This window comes from Oryzisolibacter sp. LB2S, assembly GCF_040732315.1.
GTDB lineage: Bacteria > Pseudomonadota > Gammaproteobacteria > Burkholderiales > Burkholderiaceae_C > Alicycliphilus > Alicycliphilus soli.
In genome coordinates, this window is sequence record NZ_CP160388.1 from 2,709,717 (window position 1) to 2,727,191 (window position 17,475).

13 protein-coding genes are annotated in these 17,475 nt (G+C 66.5%); 6 read left to right on the top strand and 7 right to left on the bottom strand.

Translation table 11 applies throughout. The annotated features are described in order from the left end of the window. Positions 1-30 precede the first annotated feature (30 nt). The 6 genes from ABUE11_RS12850 to ABUE11_RS12875 form a co-directional block, all read right to left on the bottom strand. The gene (locus ABUE11_RS12850; protein ID WP_367065636.1) at positions 31-1,032 is read right to left on the bottom strand and encodes a branched-chain amino acid ABC transporter permease; all 1,002 of its coding nucleotides are present in this window, start codon (positions 1,030-1,032) and stop codon (positions 31-33) included. An 18-nt stretch (positions 1,033-1,050) separates the two neighbouring features. Then, positions 1,051-1,935 (bottom strand): branched-chain amino acid ABC transporter permease, encoded by an 885-nt coding sequence (locus ABUE11_RS12855; protein ID WP_367065637.1) that lies wholly within the window; start codon positions 1,933-1,935, stop codon positions 1,051-1,053. A gap of 48 nt (positions 1,936-1,983) precedes the next feature. Continuing rightward, positions 1,984-3,180 carry an ABC transporter substrate-binding protein gene (locus tag ABUE11_RS12860; RefSeq protein WP_367065638.1) on the bottom strand — a complete coding sequence of 399 codons (1,197 nt, stop codon included), beginning with the start codon at positions 3,178-3,180 and terminating at the stop codon, positions 1,984-1,986. Between the two features lie 80 nt (positions 3,181-3,260). Continuing rightward, entirely contained in the window at positions 3,261-4,463 is a 1,203-nt protein-coding gene (locus tag ABUE11_RS12865; RefSeq protein WP_367065639.1) for an ABC transporter substrate-binding protein, read from the bottom strand. Between the two features lie 55 nt (positions 4,464-4,518). Then, complete coding sequence (locus tag ABUE11_RS12870) at positions 4,519-5,232, bottom strand: ABC transporter ATP-binding protein (protein WP_367065641.1); 714 nt, start codon at positions 5,230-5,232, stop codon at positions 4,519-4,521. Positions 5,233-5,400: 168 nt separating this feature from the next. Continuing rightward, complete coding sequence (locus ABUE11_RS12875) at positions 5,401-6,171, bottom strand: ABC transporter ATP-binding protein (protein ID WP_367065642.1); 771 nt, start codon at positions 6,169-6,171, stop codon at positions 5,401-5,403. Positions 6,172-6,504: 333 nt separating this feature from the next. On the opposite strand from ABUE11_RS12875, the gene modA reads away from it, so the two are divergent. From modA to ABUE11_RS12895, 4 genes are all read left to right on the top strand, one after another. Beyond that, positions 6,505-7,260 carry a molybdate ABC transporter substrate-binding protein gene (gene modA, locus ABUE11_RS12880; protein ID WP_367065643.1) on the top strand — a complete coding sequence of 252 codons (756 nt, stop codon included), beginning with the start codon at positions 6,505-6,507 and terminating at the stop codon, positions 7,258-7,260. 91 nt (positions 7,261-7,351) lie between these two features. Then, a complete protein-coding gene (modB, locus tag ABUE11_RS12885) occupies positions 7,352-8,035 on the top strand; it encodes a molybdate ABC transporter permease subunit (protein ID WP_367065644.1) in 684 nt (227 codons plus the stop codon). Further along, entirely contained in the window at positions 8,032-9,117 is a 1,086-nt protein-coding gene (gene modC / locus ABUE11_RS12890) for a molybdenum ABC transporter ATP-binding protein (RefSeq protein WP_367065645.1), read from the top strand. Before modB ends, modC begins: the two co-directional genes overlap by 4 nt. A 115-nt stretch (positions 9,118-9,232) precedes the next feature. Further along, positions 9,233-10,783 (top strand): phospholipase D family protein, encoded by a 1,551-nt coding sequence (locus tag ABUE11_RS12895; RefSeq protein WP_367065646.1) that lies wholly within the window; start codon positions 9,233-9,235, stop codon positions 10,781-10,783. 56 nt (positions 10,784-10,839) lie between these two features. Here ABUE11_RS12895 and ABUE11_RS12900 read toward each other — a convergent pair whose 3' ends face one another. Continuing rightward, the gene (locus ABUE11_RS12900) at positions 10,840-12,486 is read right to left on the bottom strand and encodes an acyl-CoA synthetase (RefSeq protein ID WP_367065647.1); all 1,647 of its coding nucleotides are present in this window, start codon (positions 12,484-12,486) and stop codon (positions 10,840-10,842) included. 104 nt (positions 12,487-12,590) lie between these two features. Between ABUE11_RS12900 and dnaG the strand changes: the two genes are divergently transcribed. Together dnaG and rpoD are read left to right on the top strand one after the other, a co-directional pair. Next, entirely contained in the window at positions 12,591-14,558 is a 1,968-nt protein-coding gene (gene dnaG, locus ABUE11_RS12905) for a DNA primase (RefSeq protein ID WP_367065648.1), read from the top strand. Between the two features lie 320 nt (positions 14,559-14,878). Then, positions 14,879-17,275, top strand: coding sequence for an RNA polymerase sigma factor RpoD (gene rpoD, locus ABUE11_RS12910; RefSeq protein ID WP_367065649.1), 2,397 nt, complete (start codon positions 14,879-14,881; stop codon positions 17,273-17,275). Positions 17,276-17,475 lie beyond the last annotated feature (200 nt).

Here is a 17,475-nt window from a genome sequence, read left to right on the forward strand (position 1 = left end):
CCCGTGGATCGAAGCAAGGTCAATGCGAGGTCAATGCGATCCGCCGCTTCCCGCGCCACGGCGCTCCAGCCACGCAATGATCTCGCCCATGATGCCGCGCCGGAAGGCCAGCACACAGATCACGAAGATCAGGCCCGTGACGATGGTCACCGACTCGCCCAGGGTGTTGAACCAGTCGACGGACGTGAGCCCGGCGAGGAAGGTGCCCAGGTCACCGATCTTGTTCTCCAGCGCCACCACCACGGCGGCACCGACCAGCGGGCCGCTCAAGGTGCCCATGCCGCCGACCAGCGTCATCAGCACCACGTGACCCGAAGCGCTCCAGTGCACGTCGCTCAGCGTGGCAAAGCCCAGCACCAGGGTCTTGAGCGAACCCGCCAGGCCCGCGATGGCCGCCGAGATCACGAAGGCCAGCAGCTTGAAGCGGTTGGTGTCGTAGCCCAGCGAGGTGGCGCGCGGCTCGTTTTCCTTGATGCCGCGCAGCACCTGGCCAAAGGGCGAATGGATGGTGCGCACGATGAGCAGGAATGCCGCGACCACGATGACCAGCGTCACGTAGTACATGGTCATGTCGCTTTGCAGATCGAGAACACCGAACAGCTTGCCGCGCGGCACGCCCTGCAGGCCATCCTCGCCACCCGTGAAGGGCATTTGCAATGCGGCAAAGAACAGCATCTGCGCCAGTGCCAGCGTGATCATGGTGGCGTAGATGCCCTGGCGGCGGATGGTGAACCAGCCCATCACCAGCCCCAGCACCGCGCCCGACAACGTGCCGATCAGCAGACCCAGCTCGGGCGTGGCCCCCCAGACCTTGACCGCATGGCCCGTCACATAGGCCGCGCCACCCAGAAAGGCCGCGTGGCCGAAGGACAGCAGCCCCGTATAACCCAGCAGCAGGTTGAAGGCGGAGGCGAACAGCGCGAAGCACAGCAGCTTCATCACGAACACCGGATAGGCGCCCGCAAAGGGCGCAATGATCAAGCCCAGCAGCAGCAGGCCGTAACCGATGGGTGCGAATTTCTTGACGTTCATGTGTATCACCCCTGCGGCTTACTTTTCCTTGCCGAACAGGCCGGCGGGGCGGATGAGCAAAACAATGGCCATGATGACGAACACCACGGTGGAAGACGCCTCGGGGTAGAAGACCTTGGTGAAGCCTTCGATCACGCCCAGGCCCAGGCCGGTGAGGATGGACCCCATGATGGAGCCCATGCCGCCGATCACCACCACGGCGAACACCACGATGATGAGGTTCTGGCCCATGAGCGGCGTCACCTGGTACACGGGCGCCGCCAGCACGCCGGCAAAGGCCGCCAGCGCGGCGCCGAAGGCATAGGTCAGCGTGATCATGACCGGCACGTTGACGCCAAAGGCCTCGACCAGGCGCGGGTTCTCGGTGCCCGCGCGCAGGTAGGCCCCGAGCTTGGTCCGCTCGATCACATACCAGGTGGCAATGCACACCACGATGGATGCGACCACCACCCACGCACGGTAGTTGGGCAGGATCATGAAGCCCAGGTTGGTCGCGCCCTCGAGGAGTTCGGGCGTGTCATAGCCCAGGCCCGATACGCCGTAGATGGAGCGGAACACGCCCTCGATGATCATCGTCAGGCCCAGCGTGAGCAGCAGGCCATAGAGGTGGTCAAGCTTGTAGATCCAGCGCAGGAAGAGCCGTTCTATGACCACCCCCACGACACCCACCACCAGCGGCGATGCGATCAGCATCACCCAGTAGTTGACCTCGAAGTAGTTCATGGCCATCCAGGTGATCAGCGCCCCCAGCATGAACAAAGCGCCATGCGCGAAATTGATCACGTTGAGCAGGCCGAAGATCACGGCCAGACCCAGACTGAGGATCGCGTAGAACGAGCCATTGACCAGCCCCAGCAGGAGCTGGCTCAGCATGGCCGGCATTGAGACACCAAAGATTTCCATTTGAACTGAACGCTACGGGTGGTGGGGTTGTCAGCAGTCAGCGCGCCATTACTTCCACAGCGCGCACTTGCTCTCGGCCTTGGTGGTGAACACCTCGTCGCCTGGCAGCTTCTTGACGATCTTGTAATAGTCCCAGGTGCCCTTGGACTCCTTGGGCGCCTTGACCTGGACCAGGTACATGTCATGCACGTAACGGCCGTCGGGGCGGATCTGACCCTTGGCGAAGAAGTCGTCCATCTTCATGCCGCGCCAGGTCTCCATCACCTTGTCGGCATCGGTGGTGCCCGCGGCCTGCACGGCCTTGAGGTAGTTCATGGTGGCAGAGTAGTCGGCCGCCTGGATCTCGGTGGGCCTGCGCTTGGTCTTGGCCATGTACTTGTCGGCAAACTTGCGCGACGCGTCATCCATGTCCCAGTACCAGCTGGTCACGAACTGCATGCCTTCGGTGTTCTTCAGGCCCAGGCTGTGCACATCGCTGTAGAACACCAGCATGGGCGCGACCTTCATGGTCTTGCCGATACCGAACTCCTTGGCCGCCTTGATGGAGTTGATGGTGTCGCCACCGGCGTTGGCGAGCGCCAGCACCTGAGCCTTGGAGTTCTGCGCCTGCAGCAGGAAGGACGAGAAGTCCGACGCGTTGAGCGGGTGACGCACCGCATTCACGACGGTGCCGCCCTTGTCCTTGACGACCTTGGATGCGTCGGCCTCCATGGCGTGGCCGAAGGCATAGTCGGCCGTCAGAAAGAACCAGGTCTTGTCACCGCCCTCGACCATGGCCGCTGCCAGGCCCTTGGACAGGGCAACCGTGTCATACGCATAGTGCACGGTGTAGGGCGTGCACTGGTCGTTGGTGAGGGCCGAGGACGCCGCGCCGTTGTTGATCATGACGCGCTTCTTCTCGTTCGCCACCTTGGCCAGCGCCAGCGCGGTACCCGAGTTGGTACCGCTGAAGATCATGGTCAGGTTCTCGGTGTCTATCCACTCGCGCGCCTTGCTCGCGGCGATGTCGGCCTTGTTCTGGTGGTCCACGGTGAGCAGCTCGATGGGCTTGCCCAGCACCTTGCCGCCAAAGTCGTCAATGGCCATCTGAATGGCCGTGGCGCCGCCCTTGCCTTCGAGGTCGGCGTACAGGCTGGACATGTCCGAGATGTAGCCGATCTTGACCTTGTCCTGCGCGTGCACAGGCGTTGCCATGAATCCGGCGGCGCCCAGCGCCATGGCCAATGTCACGAGTTTTCCGTTCATCTGTTGTCTCCTGTTTGTGGGCTTGGTTTGTCGATGCAGTCCATACGGGCCCGGACATGCGCCGGGCCCAACGGATCAGCTTACTTCCACAGGGCGCACTTGCTCTCGGTCTTGGTGGTCCACACCTGGTCGGCCGGCAGCTGGGCCACGACCTTGTAGTAGTCCCAGGGCTGCTGCGACTCCTTGGGCGACTTCACCTGCATCAGGTACATGTCGTGCGCGAAGCGGCCATCGGGACGGATCACGCCCTTGGCGTAGAAATCGTCGATGGGCGTGGACTTGAGCTTGGCCATGACCTTGTCGGCATCGGTGGTGCCCGCGGCCTGCACGGCCTTGAGGTAGTTCATGGTCGCCGAGTAGTTGGCGGCATGGATGTCGGTGGGCATGCGCTTGGTCTTGGCAAAGAACTTCTTGCCGAACTCGCGCGATTTGTCGTTCAGGTTCCAGTCCCAGCTGGTGGTCAGCAGCAGGCCCTCGGTGTTCTTCAGGCCCAGGCTGTGGACGTCGGTGATGAACACCAGCAGGCCGGCCATCTTCATGGTCTTGTTGATGCCGAATTCCTTGGCGGCCTTGATGGCGTTGATGGTGTCGCCACCGGCATTGGCCAGGCCGAGGATCTGCGCCTTGGAGTTCTGCGCCTGCAACAGGAAGGACGAGAAGTCCGAGGCGTTGAGCGGGTGTCTCACGCTGCCCAGCACCTGACCACCGTTTTCCTTGACCACCTTGGCGGTGTCGGCCTCCAGGGCCATCCCGAAGGCGTAGTCGGCCGTCAGGAAGAACCAAGTCTTGCCGCCCTGCTTGACGACCGCGCCGCCCGTGCCCTTGGCCAGCGCCGTGGTGTCGTAGGCGTAGTGCACGGTGTAGGGCGTGCACTGCTCGTTCGTCAGCGCCGAGGAGCCAGCGCCGTTGACCATGAAGACGCGCTTCTTCTCGTCGGCAATCTTGGCCATGGCCAGGGCCGTGCCGGAGTTGGTGCCGCCGAACAGCATGGTCAGGCCCTGGGTGTCGATCCACTCGCGTGCCTTGCTCGCGGCGATGTCGGCCTTGTTCTGGTGGTCGGCCGAGAGCAGTTCCACGGGCTTGCCCAGCACCTTGCCGCCGAAGTCATCGATGGCCATCTGAATGGCAAGCGCGCCATTCTTGCCATCCACGTCCGCATAGAGGCTGGACATGTCGGTCAGAAAGCCGATCTTGACCTTGTCCTGCGCCTGGGCCTGCATGGCGGCCAGGGACATGCCTGCGGCACCGAGCACGGCAACCAGGGTCTTGAGTTTTCGGTTCATGTATCTCTCCTTCTCTCGGTGGTCAGAAATCGACAAAGCGCTGGTCTGTGCAGACTCACACGCCCAGCAGTTGGTTGAGCACGGGCATCTTGGCCTGGAGCTCGGCGGCCTCGAAGCGCAGGGCGATGCGGCCGTGTTCCATGACGTAGAAGCGGTCGGCCAGTGGCGCGGCAAAGCGGAAGTTCTGCTCGACCATGACCACGGTGTAGCCCTTGGCGCGCAGCGTGGTGATCATGCGCGCGAGCGCCTGCACGATGACCGGCGCCAGACCCTCGGAAATCTCGTCGAGCAGCAGCAGCTTGGCGCCCGTGCGCAGGATGCGCGCCACGGCCAGCATCTGCTGCTCGCCGCCCGACAGGCGCGTACCCTGGCTGTTCTTGCGCTCGGCCAGATTGGGGAACATGGCGTAGATCTCTTCGACCGACATGCCCGCCTGCCCCGTCTTGAGCGTGGGCGGCAACATCAGGTTCTCTTCGCACGACAGGCTCGAAAAAATGCCGCGCTCCTCGGGGCAGTAACCCAGGCCCAGGTGGGCGATGCGGTGCGTGGGCAGGTCAATGGTCTCGGTGCCATAGACCTTGATCGAGCCCTTGCGCGCGCCCGTCAGCCCCATGATGGCGCGCAGCGTCGAGGTGCGGCCCGCGCCATTGCGGCCCAAGAGCGTCACCACCTCACCGGGCTGCACCACCATGTCCACGCCATGCAGCACATGCGACTCGCCATACCAGGCCTGCAGGCCCTTGATTTCCAATGCGGGCGTATTCGCCATTCAATACTTCTCCATACCACTTTGCGACGTCCACGCCGCCAAAAACCGGCGCCGCCCTGGCCAGCAGACGCCGCGCAAGGGCCGCCCCGCCGCGCTGGCGTCGTCCCCCTTCCCGCGCGCAGCGCGAGAGAAGGGGGAAGCGGCGCAGCCGCTCAGGGGGTTGTTCATTTAATGCGCCCCCTGCAGTTCGCCGTCGGTCGTGCCCATATAGGCTTCCATCACTTGCGGGTTGTTCGAGACTTCTTCGTAGCTGCCTTCGGCGAGCACGGCGCCGCGTTGCAGCACCGTGATGCGGTCGGCGATCGTGGAGATGACCTTCATGTTGTGCTCGACCATCAGAATGGTGCGGCCTGCCGACACCTTCTTGATGAGCTGCGTGACGCGGTCCACGTCCTCGTGGCCCATGCCCTGCGTGGGCTCGTCGAGCAGCATGAGCTCGGGCTCCATGGCCAGCGTGGTGGCGATCTCCAGAGCACGCTTGCGGCCGTAGGGCAGGTTCACCGTCACCTCGTCGGCCAGCTCCTCGAGCCCCACCTCGGCCAGCAGCGCGCGTGCGCGGTCGTTGAGCTGGTTGAGAGAGCTCTTGCTGCGCCAGAAGTGAAACGAGGTGCCGAGCCTGCGCTGCAGGCCCAGGCGCACGTTCTCCAGCAGCGTGAGATGCGGGAACACGGCCGAGATCTGGAACGAGCGGATCACGCCACGGCGCGCGATCTGCGCGGGCTGTTCGTTGGTGATGTCGTGCCCGTTGAAATGGATCGTGCCCGAGGTCGGCACGAGAAACTTGGTGAGCAGATTGAAGCAGGTCGTCTTGCCGGCGCCATTGGGTCCAATGAGCGCGTGGATGGAGCCGCGCTGCACACTCAGATTCACGTCGCTCACGGCGGTAAAGCCCTTGAACTCTTTCGTGAGGTGGGATGTTTTCAGTATCACGTCGCTCATTGCCACCAGCCGCGCCGCACGCTGAATGCACGACGCGACTTTGCTCCTATTACATGTTGCGGCGCATCATATGTGGCGGAAATTCCTCGCATGAACGGGACAAATGCCTACGTACAAACGCCTAACGAACGCGTGCAAGCCCGAAGCACCGCCATTTCGTGCTATGCGATGGCGAGCACGACGGCCGATTCACCGCCCGCCGACAGCACGCACACGGCCCTGCCCGGCCATTGCATGAAGCCCTCGGCGCCATGACGGCCCACCGGCCTGCCCAGCGGCAATCGCTGGCTATACTCACCGCTATTCCATTTTTGAATAGCGAGGTTGCACCCCATGCGAGGCTTTCTTTCTGGCAGGAACATTCTGGCGCTGACGCTGCTGGCCGCCTCCGCGGCCCAGGGCGCCGAGGTCTCGGTGGCTGTGGCGGCCAACTTCACCGCGCCCATGCAAAAGATAGCCGCGGCCTTCGAGCAGGACACGGGCCACAAGGCCACGCTTTCGTTCGGCGCCACGGGCAAGTTCTATGCGCAGATTGCCAACGGCGCACCGTTTGGCGTGCTGCTGGCCGCCGACGACAGCACGCCCGAAAAGATCGCCCGGGAAGGCCTGGGCGATGGCGCCACGCGCTTTACCTACGCCATCGGCCAGCTGGTGCTGTGGAGCAAGCAGGCCGGCTATGTGGACGCCGAAGGCAAGGTGCTGAACAAGAGCGACTGGAAGCACATCGCCATCGCCAATCCCAAGCTCGCCCCCTATGGCGTGGCCGCCATGCAGACCCTGGAAAAGCTGGGCCTGACGGCCCAGGTGCAGCCGCGCGTGGTACAGGGCGAGAACATCGCCCAGACCTATCAGTTCGTCGCCTCGGGCAATGCGCCGCTGGGCTTTGTGGCGCTGTCGCAGGTGATGGAGGACGGCAAGCTGCGCGAGGGCTCGGCCTGGATGGTGCCCTCCACCATGCATGAGGCGATTCGCCAGGACGCCATCGTGCTCAAGCCCGCACAGGACAATGCCGCCGCGGCCGCCCTCATGCAATACCTGCGCGGCGACAAGGCGCGCGCCATCATCCGCTCCTACGGCTATGCTTTTTGAAGTGCCTCGCGCTTGAATGGCGGTCAGTCTGGCATGATTTGACGGCGCAAATGCCGACCAACAAGCGCGAAAAGCTCTTTTTTCAATAGCATTGAACCCTCCGCTGCTGAACCCCGAAGACTGGGCCGCGATCAGGCTGACGCTCGAGCTCGCCGGCATCACCACCGTGCTGCTGCTGGCCCTGTGCACGCCGCTGGCCTGGTGGCTCGCGCACACGCGTTCGCGCTGGCGCGGCCCCGTGGGCGCGGTGGTGGCGCTGCCGCTGGTGCTGCCGCCCACGGTGATCGGCTTTTACCTGCTGGTGCTCATGGGGCCCCATGGCCCCATCGGTCATCTGACCGAGGCGCTGGGCCTGGCGCGTCTGCCGTTCACCTTTGCCGGCCTGGTCGTGGGCTCGGTCGTGTATTCGCTGCCCTTTGCCGTGCAGCCGCTGCAGCGCGCCTTCGAGGCCCTGGGCCGGCGCCCGCTGGAGGTGGCGGCCACGCTGGGCGCGGGCCCGCTCGACCGCTTCTTCACCGTGGCCCTGCCGCTCGCGCGCCCGGGCTTCATCACCGCCGCCATCCTGAGCTTCGCCCACACCGTGGGCGAGTTCGGCGTGGTGCTCATGCTCGGCGGCAACATCCCCGGCGCGACGCGCGTGGTGTCGGTGCAGATCTACGACCATGTCGAGGCCATGGAGTACGCCCAGGCCCACTGGCTCGCCGGCGGCATGGTGCTGTTCGCCTTCATCGTGCTCATGCTGCTGCACTGGCTGCAGCCCAAGGGGGCGCGATGAGCGACACCCCGGGCATCGACGCACGACTGCGCCTCGAGCGGCCCGACTTCACGCTGGACGTCGACCTGCAACTGCCCGGCAGCGGCGTGACCGCGCTGTTCGGTCCCTCGGGCTGCGGCAAGACGAGCTGCCTGCGCGCGCTCGCGGGGCTCGAACGCGCCCAGGGCAGCGTGCGCGTCAACGGCGATCTCTGGCAGGACGACGCCGGCGGCCACTGGCTGCCCACGCACCGGCGCCGGCTCGGCTACGTGTTCCAGGAGGCCAGCCTGTTCGCCCACCTGAACGTGCGGCGCAACATGGAATACGGCCTGCGCCGCCTGCCGTCGGCCAGCCGCCAGGTGCCGCTGGACCACGCCGTGGAGCTGCTGGGCCTGGGCGCACTGCTGCAGCGCCAGCCCCACACGCTCTCGGGCGGCGAGCGCCAACGCGTGGCGATCGCACGGGCGCTGGCCACCAGCCCGCGCGTGCTGCTCATGGACGAGCCCCTGGCCGCGCTGGACGCCGCGCGCAAGTCCGAGGTACTGCCCTACCTGGAGCGGCTGCAGCGCGAGCTCGCCATACCCATCCTCTACGTGACGCATTCGAGCGACGAGGTTGCGCGCCTGGCCACGCACCTGGTGCTGCTGCAGGGCGGGCGCGTCACGGCCCAGGGCCCGACGGCCGAGCTCATGGCGCGGCTGGATCTGCCGCTGGCGCACCAGGACGCGGCCGCCGCGCTGGTCCAGGGCCGCGTCCTGGCCTATGACGCGGCCGATGCGCTGCTCACCGTCGGCATAGCGGGCGGGCAGATCCAGCTGGCCACGGGCACGGCCCGCGCGGTGGGCGAGCCCGTGCGCCTGCGCGTGCCCGCGCGCGACGTGAGCCTGGCGCGCACGCGCGCGCCCGACAGCAGCATCCTGAACCTGCTGCCCGCACGCATCACCGAGCTGACGGACGACGGCCCCGGCCAGATGCTCGTGGCCCTGGACGTGGCCGGCACGCGGCTGCTCGCGCGCATCACGCGCCGCTCCTGCCAGGCACTGGCGCTGGCCGTGGGCGACAGCGTGTACGCCCAGGTCAAGGGCGTGGCGCTGGTCGACTGACATTGCGCCCCAGCGCACCGACTATCCGAGCCCGGGAACATGCCGGGTTTCGGCTATCGTATGCCCCCTCCTCCGCCCTCCCGGCCCCTGCTGCAACCCATCCGCCCTTGCACCGATGAAGACCCTCGCCATTTGCCGCCACCTGCCGCTGCTGCTCGCCGCGGGACTGCTGGCGGGCTGCAGCCTGCCGCCGCTGGCCGGGCGCAGCGCGTCCGCGGCGCTGGATCTGCCCACGGCCCAGGCCACGCAGCTGGGGCGCGCGATCGGCCCGATGCAGGCGGACCATCCGGGCGAGAGCGGCATCCATACCCTGGGTCATCCGCACGACGCCTTCGCCGCCCGCGTGCTGCTGGCGCGCGCGGCCGAGCGCACGCTGGACGTGCAGTACTACATCTGGCGCGGCGACATCACTGGCACCCTGTTGCTCGGCGAGCTCGTGGCCGCCGCCGATCGCGGCGTGCGCGTGCGCCTGCTGCTCGATGATCTGGGCACGGCGGGGCTCGACGGGCCGTTGGCGGCCGTCAACAGCCACCCGCGCATCGAGGTGCGGCTGTTCAACCCCTTCACGCTGCGCCGCCCCAAGATGCTGGGCTACCTGGCGGACCTGCGCCGCGCCAACCGGCGCATGCACAACAAGTCCTTCACGGCGGACAACCAGGCCAGCATCGTCGGCGGGCGCAACGTGGGCGACGAGTACTTCGGCGCCACGGCGGGCGTGCTGTTTGCCGACCTCGACGTGCTGGCCGTCGGCCCCGTGGTGCAGGACATGTCCGCGGACTTCGACCGCTACTGGGCCAGCGCCAGCGCCTACCCGGCCGAGCGCATCCTGCCCGCGGTCGACGCAGGCGCCCGAGCGGAACTGGCCGCGCAGGCCCTGGCCCTGCTGCAATCGGCCGGCGCCCAGGACTACGCGCGCGCCATCGCGCACAGCGAGTTTGCCCGCCAACTGCTCGACCAGACGCTGCCGCTGCTCTGGGCGCGGGTGCGACTGCTCAGCGACGACCCGGCCAAGGCCCTGGGCCGGGCGCAGCGCGCCGATCTGCTGCTGCCACGGCTCGATACCGCGCTGGGCCAGCCCCGGCAGAGCGTGGATCTGGTCTCGCCCTATTTCGTGCCCATGCCGGCCGGCGTGGAGGCCTTTGCACGGCTGAGCCGCGCCGGCGTGCGCGTGCGCGTGCTGACCAATGCCTTCGAGGCGACCGACGTGCCCGCCGTGCACGCGGGCTACGCCAAATACCGCAAACAGCTGCTGGCCGAGGGCGTCACGCTCTACGAGATGCGCAGCCTGGTCCCCGAGGACAAGAGCCTGCCGCTGTCACAGCGCCTGGGCAGCTCGGGCTCGAGCCTGCATGCCAAGACCTTCGCCGTCGATGGCGAACGGGTATTCATCGGCTCGCTCAATTTCGATCCGCGCTCGGCGCTGTTCAACACCGAGCTCGGCTTTCTGATCGACAGCCCGGCGCTGGCGCAGCAGGCGGCGCAGGCGTTCGACACGCAGATTCCGCAACGGTCCTACCGCGTGCGCCTGGACAGCCAGGGCGCACTGCAGTGGCAGGGCGGCGTGGGCGGCGCGGCGCCGGTCTACGACACCGAGCCCCACACGAGCTGGTGGAGCCGCACCCTGGTGTGGCTCTTGATGCTGCTGCCCATCGAGTGGCTGCTATAGAAAACAGCCTCCAGTGCTTGTCCATCAAGCGCTGGCAGCTATGTTTTCAGTAGTAATCAGACATCGATCGCAGCGGCCGACCCGGCCTGGCGGCGCAGCTCGAACTTCTGGATCTTGCCCGTGCTGGTCTTGGGCAGCTCGCCGAACACCACGGCGCGCGGCACCTTGAAGCCGGCCAGATGCTTCTTGCAGTGCGCGACGATGTCCTCCACCGTGGTCTGCGCGCCGGCCTTGAGCTCAACGAAGGCGCAGGGCGTCTCGCCCCACTTGGGGTCAGGGCGGGCCACGACGGCGGCGGCCAGCACGTCCGGGTGGCGGTAGAGCACGTCCTCAACCTCGATCGAGGAAATGTTCTCGCCGCCCGAGATGATGATGTCCTTGCTGCGGTCCTTGATCTTGATGTAGCCGTCGGGGTACTGCACGGCCAGGTCGCCGCTGTGGAACCAGCCGCCGCGGAAGGCCTCCTCGGTGGCCTGCGGGTTCTTCAGATAGCCCTTCATGGCGATGTTGCCGCGGAACATGATCTCGCCCATGGTCTCGCCGTCGTGCGGCACGGGCTGCATGGTTTCGGGGTCCAGCACCATGGCCGCGCGCTGCAGGTGGTAGCGCACGCCCTGGCGTGCGTTCAGGCGCGCGCGCTCGCCGATGTCCACGTCGTTCCAGGCGTCATGCTTGGCGCACACCGTGGCCGGGCCGTAGACCTCGGTCAGGCCGTAGACATGGGTCAGGTCAAAGCCGAGCTTTTCCATGCCCTCGATCATCGAGGCCGGTGGCGCGGCGCCGGCAACCATGGCCTTGACGCCGGCGGGCACGCCCTCCTTCATGGCGGCCGGCGCGTTCACCAGCAGGCCATGGACGATGGGCGCGCTGCAGTAATGCGTGACGCCATGCGTGCGGATGGCGTCGAAGATGGCCTGCGCCTCCACGCGGCGCAGGCAGACGTTGACGCCCGCGCGCGCCGCCACCGTCCAGGGGAAGCACCAGCCGTTGCAATGGAACATGGGCAGCGTCCACAGGTAGACGCTGTGCTTGGGCATGTCCCACTCGAGCACGTTGCTGATGGCGTTGATGGCCGCACCGCGGTGGTGGTAGACGACGCCCTTGGGGTTGCCCGTGGTGCCGCTCGTGTAGTTGAGGGCGATGGCATCCCACTCGTCGCCGGGCAGCTCCCAGGCGAACTGCGGGTCGCCCGCGGCCAGGAACTCCTCGTAGGTCTGCGCGCCCAGGCGCTCGGCGGCCGCGCCGTAGAGCGCGTCTTCCACATCGATGAGCAAGATAGGTGTCTTGGACTTGCGCAGCGCCAGCGCCTTGGCCATCACGGGGGCGAACTCGGGGTCGACGATGGCGGCCTTGGCCTCGCCGTGGTCGAGCATGAAGGCGACGGTCTCCGGGTCCAGCCGCGTGTTCAGCGTGTTGAGCACGGCGCCGGCCATGGGCACGCCGAAATGCGCCTCCACCATGGGCGGGGTGTTGGGCAGCATCACGGCCACGGTGTCGTTCTTGCCAATGCCAGCGCGGCGCAGGCTGCTGGCCAGGCGGCGGCAGCGCTCGTAGGTCTGGCTCCAGGTCTGACGCAGGTCACCATGCACGATGGCCAGACGCTCGGGATAGACCTCGGCCGTGCGCTCGATGAAGGACAGCGGCGACAGGGGGGCATGGTTGGCTTCGTTCTTGGGAAGGTTCTGGTCGTAGATGCTGGTCACGGCTGATTCCTTGCTTCTGGGTCGGTTCAAGAAATGACGAAAACACGCTATTACAGCAAACCGGGCTGACGCCAGGCTGATCGCGCTGAGAGAAAATCGCCCCCGTGTCCATTCCCCAGTCGTTCATCCAGGAGCTGCTCGCGCGCGTCGATGTCGTCGATGTGGTCGGGCGCTACGTGCAGCTCAAGAAGAGCGGCGCCAACTTCATGGGGCTGTGCCCGTTTCACGGCGAAAAATCCCCCTCGTTCAGCGTCAGCCCGTCCAAGCAGTTCTTCCACTGCTTTGGCTGCGGCAAGAACGGCAACGCCATCGGCTTTCTCATGGACCATGCGGGCATGGGCTTTGTCGAGGCCGTGCAAGACCTCGCCCAGCAGGCAGGTCTGCAGGTGCCGCAGGACGATGTCTCGCCCCAGGAGCGCGAGCGCGCCGCGGCCCAGCGCCAGAAGCAGGCCACGCTGACCGAGGTGCTCGAGAAGGCCGGCGAGGCCTGGCGCCGCCACCTGCGCGAATCGCCGCGCGCCATCCAGTATTTCAAGGGCCGGGGCGTGTCGGGCCAGGTGGCCGCGCGCTACGGCCTGGGCTACGCGCCCGAGGGCTGGCGCGGCCTGGCCAGCGTGTTTCCCGAGTACGACAGCCCGCTGCTCGAGGAAAGCGGCCTGGTCATCGTCAACGCCGAGGACGGCAAGCGTTACGACCGCTTCCGCGATCGCGTGATGTTCCCGATCCGCAACGTCAAGGGCGAATGCATAGGCTTTGGCGGACGCGTGCTCGGTGACGACAAGCCCAAGTACCTCAACTCGCCCGAGACGCCCGTATTCCACAAGGGGCGCGAGCTCTACGGCCTGTTCGAGGCGCGCGGCGCCATCCGCGAGCAGGGCTATGTGCTCGTCACCGAGGGCTATATGGACGTGGTCGCCCTCGCCCAGCTCGGCTTTCCGAACGCCGTGGCCACGCTGGGTACGGCCTGCACGAGCGAGCATGTGCACAAGCTGTTTCGCTTCACCGACCAGGTGGTGTTCGGCTTCGACGGCGACGCGGCCGGCCGGCGCGCGGCGCGCAAGGCGCTCGAGGGCGCCCTGCCCTACGCGAGCGACACGCGCAGCGTGAAGTTTCTGTTTCTGCCGCCCGAGCATGACCCCGACAGCTTCATCCGCGCCTACGGCCCCGATGCGTTCGCGCGCCATGTGGGCGACGCCATGCCGCTGTCGCGCTTTCTGCTGGAGGCCGCGCGCGAGGGCTGCGACCTCGGGACGGCCGAAGGCCGCGCCCACATGCTGGCCAACGCCCAGCCGCTGTGGGCCGCGCTGCCCGACGGTGCCCTCGCGCGCCAGTTGCTCACCGAGCTGGCCGAGCTGGGTCAGCTGTCCACACCCGACCTTGCCGCACTGTGGGCGCAGGCCGGTGCGGCGCATGGCCAGGCGGCGCGGGCCGCGCCACCCGCCACGGGCGACGAACCGCCCTGGCCCATGGAGCCGCCCGACGCCTGGCCGCCCGGCGCGGACCCGGCCCCTGCCGCGCGCGCCTGGCGCAAGGGCAGTGACTGGAAGGGCGACCGCAAGGGCCGCGGTGGACGCTGGCGCCGCGAGGACGCAAGACCGCCCCAGCCGCCGCTGCCGCGCATGCCCGTGGCCGGCCGCAGCGACCATGCGGCGCGCCTGCTGCTGTCGCACATGGCATTCATGGAAGACCTGTCGCACGAGGATCACGCTGCCCTGAGCGCCCAGCCCGCCCCGCATGGCCCGCTGTTCACATGGCTGGAGGGCCAGCTGCACGAGCATGGCCCCCAACCCTGGGCCGTGCTGCGCGAGGCCCTGACCGGCCACGACTGCCAGCCGCTGGCCGAGCGCGTCATGACCGGATCGCACGCCCAGACCGAGGGCGACGAGGCCGAGTTGCGCGCAGAGCTGCGCGGCCTGCTCAACCGCATGCTGGTCGACGCCATCAAGCAGCAGCAGAACGTCCTCATCGCGGCCGCGGCCCACGACCCCGCGGCACTGGAGCAGTACCGCCTGCTGCAGGAACGTCGCCGCGCCCTGGAAGCCGGCCAGGGTGGCGGCGCATCGGCCGTCTGACCCCGGGCCACCCCTGGCCAACCCTGGCCCGGACCATGGGCAGCGTCAGGGAAGCCAGCTCTTGAAATTTGACAAATCGTTATAATATGCGGTTTGTCGGCAAGAGCGACAGCAGCACCTCCGGACCCAGGCAACCGTGACAACAGCGCACAACCGCCTCCCCTCACCGCAAGGACTGCACACCAAATGATCGCCCAGACATCTTGCCCCGAGGGTCTGCCCCTCACATCGCGAAGGCTCCGGCCATCGCCATGCCAGTGCGCGCTGCCCACGGCGCTTGAGTTTTCTTTGTGTGTCCGTTTTTGACATTGAGGTTGCCCATGCCCGATCAAAAGTCCGCGAAGTCGCCCAAGTCCGCCCCTGGCAGCGCCGCAAAGGCCGCGACCGCAGCCACCACCACCGTGAAAGCAGCCAAGGCGCCCGCCAAGACCGCCGAGGCCGCAGCGAAAGTCAAGACCGTGCCCACACCCAAGACCTCTGCCGAGCTTGAAAAAGCCGCCGACGAACTGTTGAAGAAAAAGCCCGCGCGTGCCAGCAAGGCCGCGGCGGCAGCCGACGCCGAAGCCTCGGCCGAAGCGCCCAAGAAAAAGCCCGGCCGCAAGCCCAAGGCCGCCGACGGTGAGTCCGCCAGCGCCAAGGCGCCCGCCAAGAAGGCTGCCGCCAAGCGCGGCCGCAAGCCCAAGGCCAAGGAAGAGGGCCTGGACGACGACGCCGACCTGTCCGACATCGAAGCCGACCTCGAGGGCGAACCCGAGCCGGAGGCCGAGGCCAGCGCCGACGCCCCCGTCGAAAAGGCCAAGCCCCTGCGCATGAAGATCAGCAAGGCCAAGGAGCGGGCCTTGATGAAGGAGTTCGGCCTCGACGAGACCGTGCTCTCCGAAGAGGACATGGCCAAGCGCCGTGCACAGCTCAAGAAGCTGATCACCCTGGGCAAGACGCGCGGCTACCTCACGCAGGTCGAGATCTCCGACCACCTGCCCGACAAGCTGGTGGACGCCGAGACGCTGGAAGTCGTCGTCTCCATGCTCAGCGACATGGGCGTGGCGGTGTACGAGACCACGCCCGACGCCGAGACGCTGTTCCAGAACAACGTCACGCCCACGGCCACCACCGTCGAGGAGGCCGAGGAAGAGGCCGAGGCGGCCCTGTCCACCGTGGACAGCGAATTCGGCCGCACGACCGACCCCGTGCGCATGTACATGCGCGAGATGGGCACAGTGGAGCTGCTCACGCGCGAGGGCGAGATCGAGATCGCCAAGCGCATCGAGGGCGGTCTGATGGACATGATGGAAGCCATCAGCGCATCGCCCGCGACGATTGCCGAGATCCTCAACATGGGCGAGGAGATCCGCGAGGGCAAGGTCGTCATCAACACCGTGGTGGACGGCTTTGCCGACCCCGACGAGGCCGATGACTACGTGGCCGAGGAAGACTTTGACGAATACGACGAAGAGGACGACGACGACGGCAAGGGCGGCTCCAAGGCCATGACGCGCCTGCTGGAAAAGCTCAAGACCGAGGCGCTGGAGCGCTTTGATGAGCTGCGCGCCCTGTTCGAGAAGATGCACAAGATCTACGACAGGGAAGGCTATGGCAGCCCCTCGTACATGAAGGTGCAGCACGAGATCTCGGCCAAGCTGATGACCATCCGCTTCACGGCCAAGACCATCGAAAAGCTCTGCGACATGGTGCGCGCCCAGGTGGACGACGTGCGCAAGAAGGAGCGCGAGCTGCGCCGCATCATCGTGGACAAGTGCGGCATGCCGCAGGAAACCTTCATCAAGGAGTTCCCGCCCCACCTGCTCGACCGCAGCTGGGTCGAGAAGCAGGTCGCCGCCGGCAAGCCCTGGAGCGGCGTGATGCAGCGCAACATCCCGCCCATCCAGGAACTGCAGCAGCATCTGATCGACCTGCAGTCGCGCGTGGTCGTGCCGCTGTCGGAGCTCAAGGCCATCAACAAGCGCATGAACGAGGGAGAGGCCAGTTCGCGTGACGCCAAGAAGGAAATGATCGAGGCCAACCTGCGCCTGGTGATTTCCATCGCCAAGAAGTACACCAACCGCGGCCTGCAGTTCCTGGACCTGATCCAGGAGGGCAACATCGGCCTCATGAAGGCCGTGGACAAGTTCGAATACCGCCGCGGCTACAAGTTCTCGACCTATGCCACCTGGTGGATCCGTCAGGCCATCACGCGCTCGATCGCCGACCAGGCGCGCACCATCCGCATCCCGGTGCACATGATCGAGACCATCAACAAGATGAACCGCATCTCGCGCCAGCACCTGCAGGAGTTCGGCTTCGAGCCCGATGCGTCCATCCTGGCCGAGAAGATGGAGATCCCCGAGGACAAGATCCGCAAGATCATGAAGATCGCCAAGGAACCGATCTCGATGGAAACCCCCATCGGCGACGACGACGACAGCCACCTGGGCGACTTCATCGAGGACCAGAACAACACCGCGCCCGTTGACGCCGCCATGCAGGCCGGCCTGCGCGACGTGGTCAAGGACATCCTCGACGGCCTGACCCCGCGCGAGGCCAAGGTGCTGCGCATGCGCTTCGGCATCGAGATGACCAGCGACCACACGCTCGAAGAAGTCGGCAAGCAGTTCGACGTCACGCGCGAACGCATCCGTCAGATCGAGGCCAAGGCCCTGCGCAAGCTCAAGCACCCGAGTCGCAGCGACAAGCTGCGCAGCTTCATCGACTCGCTGTAAGCGGCGCAGCGCGTCACCGCGCACCGGCCCGCCCCTGCTCGCGCGGCAAGGGCGGGCTTTTTTGTGCGCCGCGGGCTGTCGGAGACCGCAAGGCGTTGAAGCGTTGAGGCGGTGAGCCTGCACACCGGCGGAACTTCGATCACACTCAACAGGTCGACGGGTATCAACTCAAGATACCGCCCGTCGAGGAGCTGCACCGT

Bases quoted from the DNA above. Each gene is read 5' to 3' on its own strand.
- ABUE11_RS12855 (WP_367065637.1), bottom strand. From the start codon at position 1,935: ATGGAAATCTTTGGTGTCTCAATGCCGGCCATGCTGAGCCAGCTCCTG.
- modC (WP_367065645.1), top strand. From the start codon at position 8,032: ATGAGCGACACCCCGGGCATCGACGCACGACTGCGCCTCGAGCGGCCC.
- ABUE11_RS12870 (WP_367065641.1), bottom strand. From the start codon at position 5,232: ATGGCGAATACGCCCGCATTGGAAATCAAGGGCCTGCAGGCCTGGTAT.
- ABUE11_RS12860 (WP_367065638.1), bottom strand. From the start codon at position 3,180: ATGAACGGAAAACTCGTGACATTGGCCATGGCGCTGGGCGCCGCCGGA.
- ABUE11_RS12875 (WP_367065642.1), bottom strand. From the start codon at position 6,171: ATGAGCGACGTGATACTGAAAACATCCCACCTCACGAAAGAGTTCAAG.
- rpoD (WP_367065649.1), top strand. From the start codon at position 14,879: ATGCCCGATCAAAAGTCCGCGAAGTCGCCCAAGTCCGCCCCTGGCAGC.
- ABUE11_RS12850 (WP_367065636.1), bottom strand. From the start codon at position 1,032: ATGAACGTCAAGAAATTCGCACCCATCGGTTACGGCCTGCTGCTGCTG.
- ABUE11_RS12865 (WP_367065639.1), bottom strand. From the start codon at position 4,463: ATGAACCGAAAACTCAAGACCCTGGTTGCCGTGCTCGGTGCCGCAGGC.
- modA (WP_367065643.1), top strand. From the start codon at position 6,505: ATGCGAGGCTTTCTTTCTGGCAGGAACATTCTGGCGCTGACGCTGCTG.
- ABUE11_RS12895 (WP_367065646.1), top strand. From the start codon at position 9,233: ATGAAGACCCTCGCCATTTGCCGCCACCTGCCGCTGCTGCTCGCCGCG.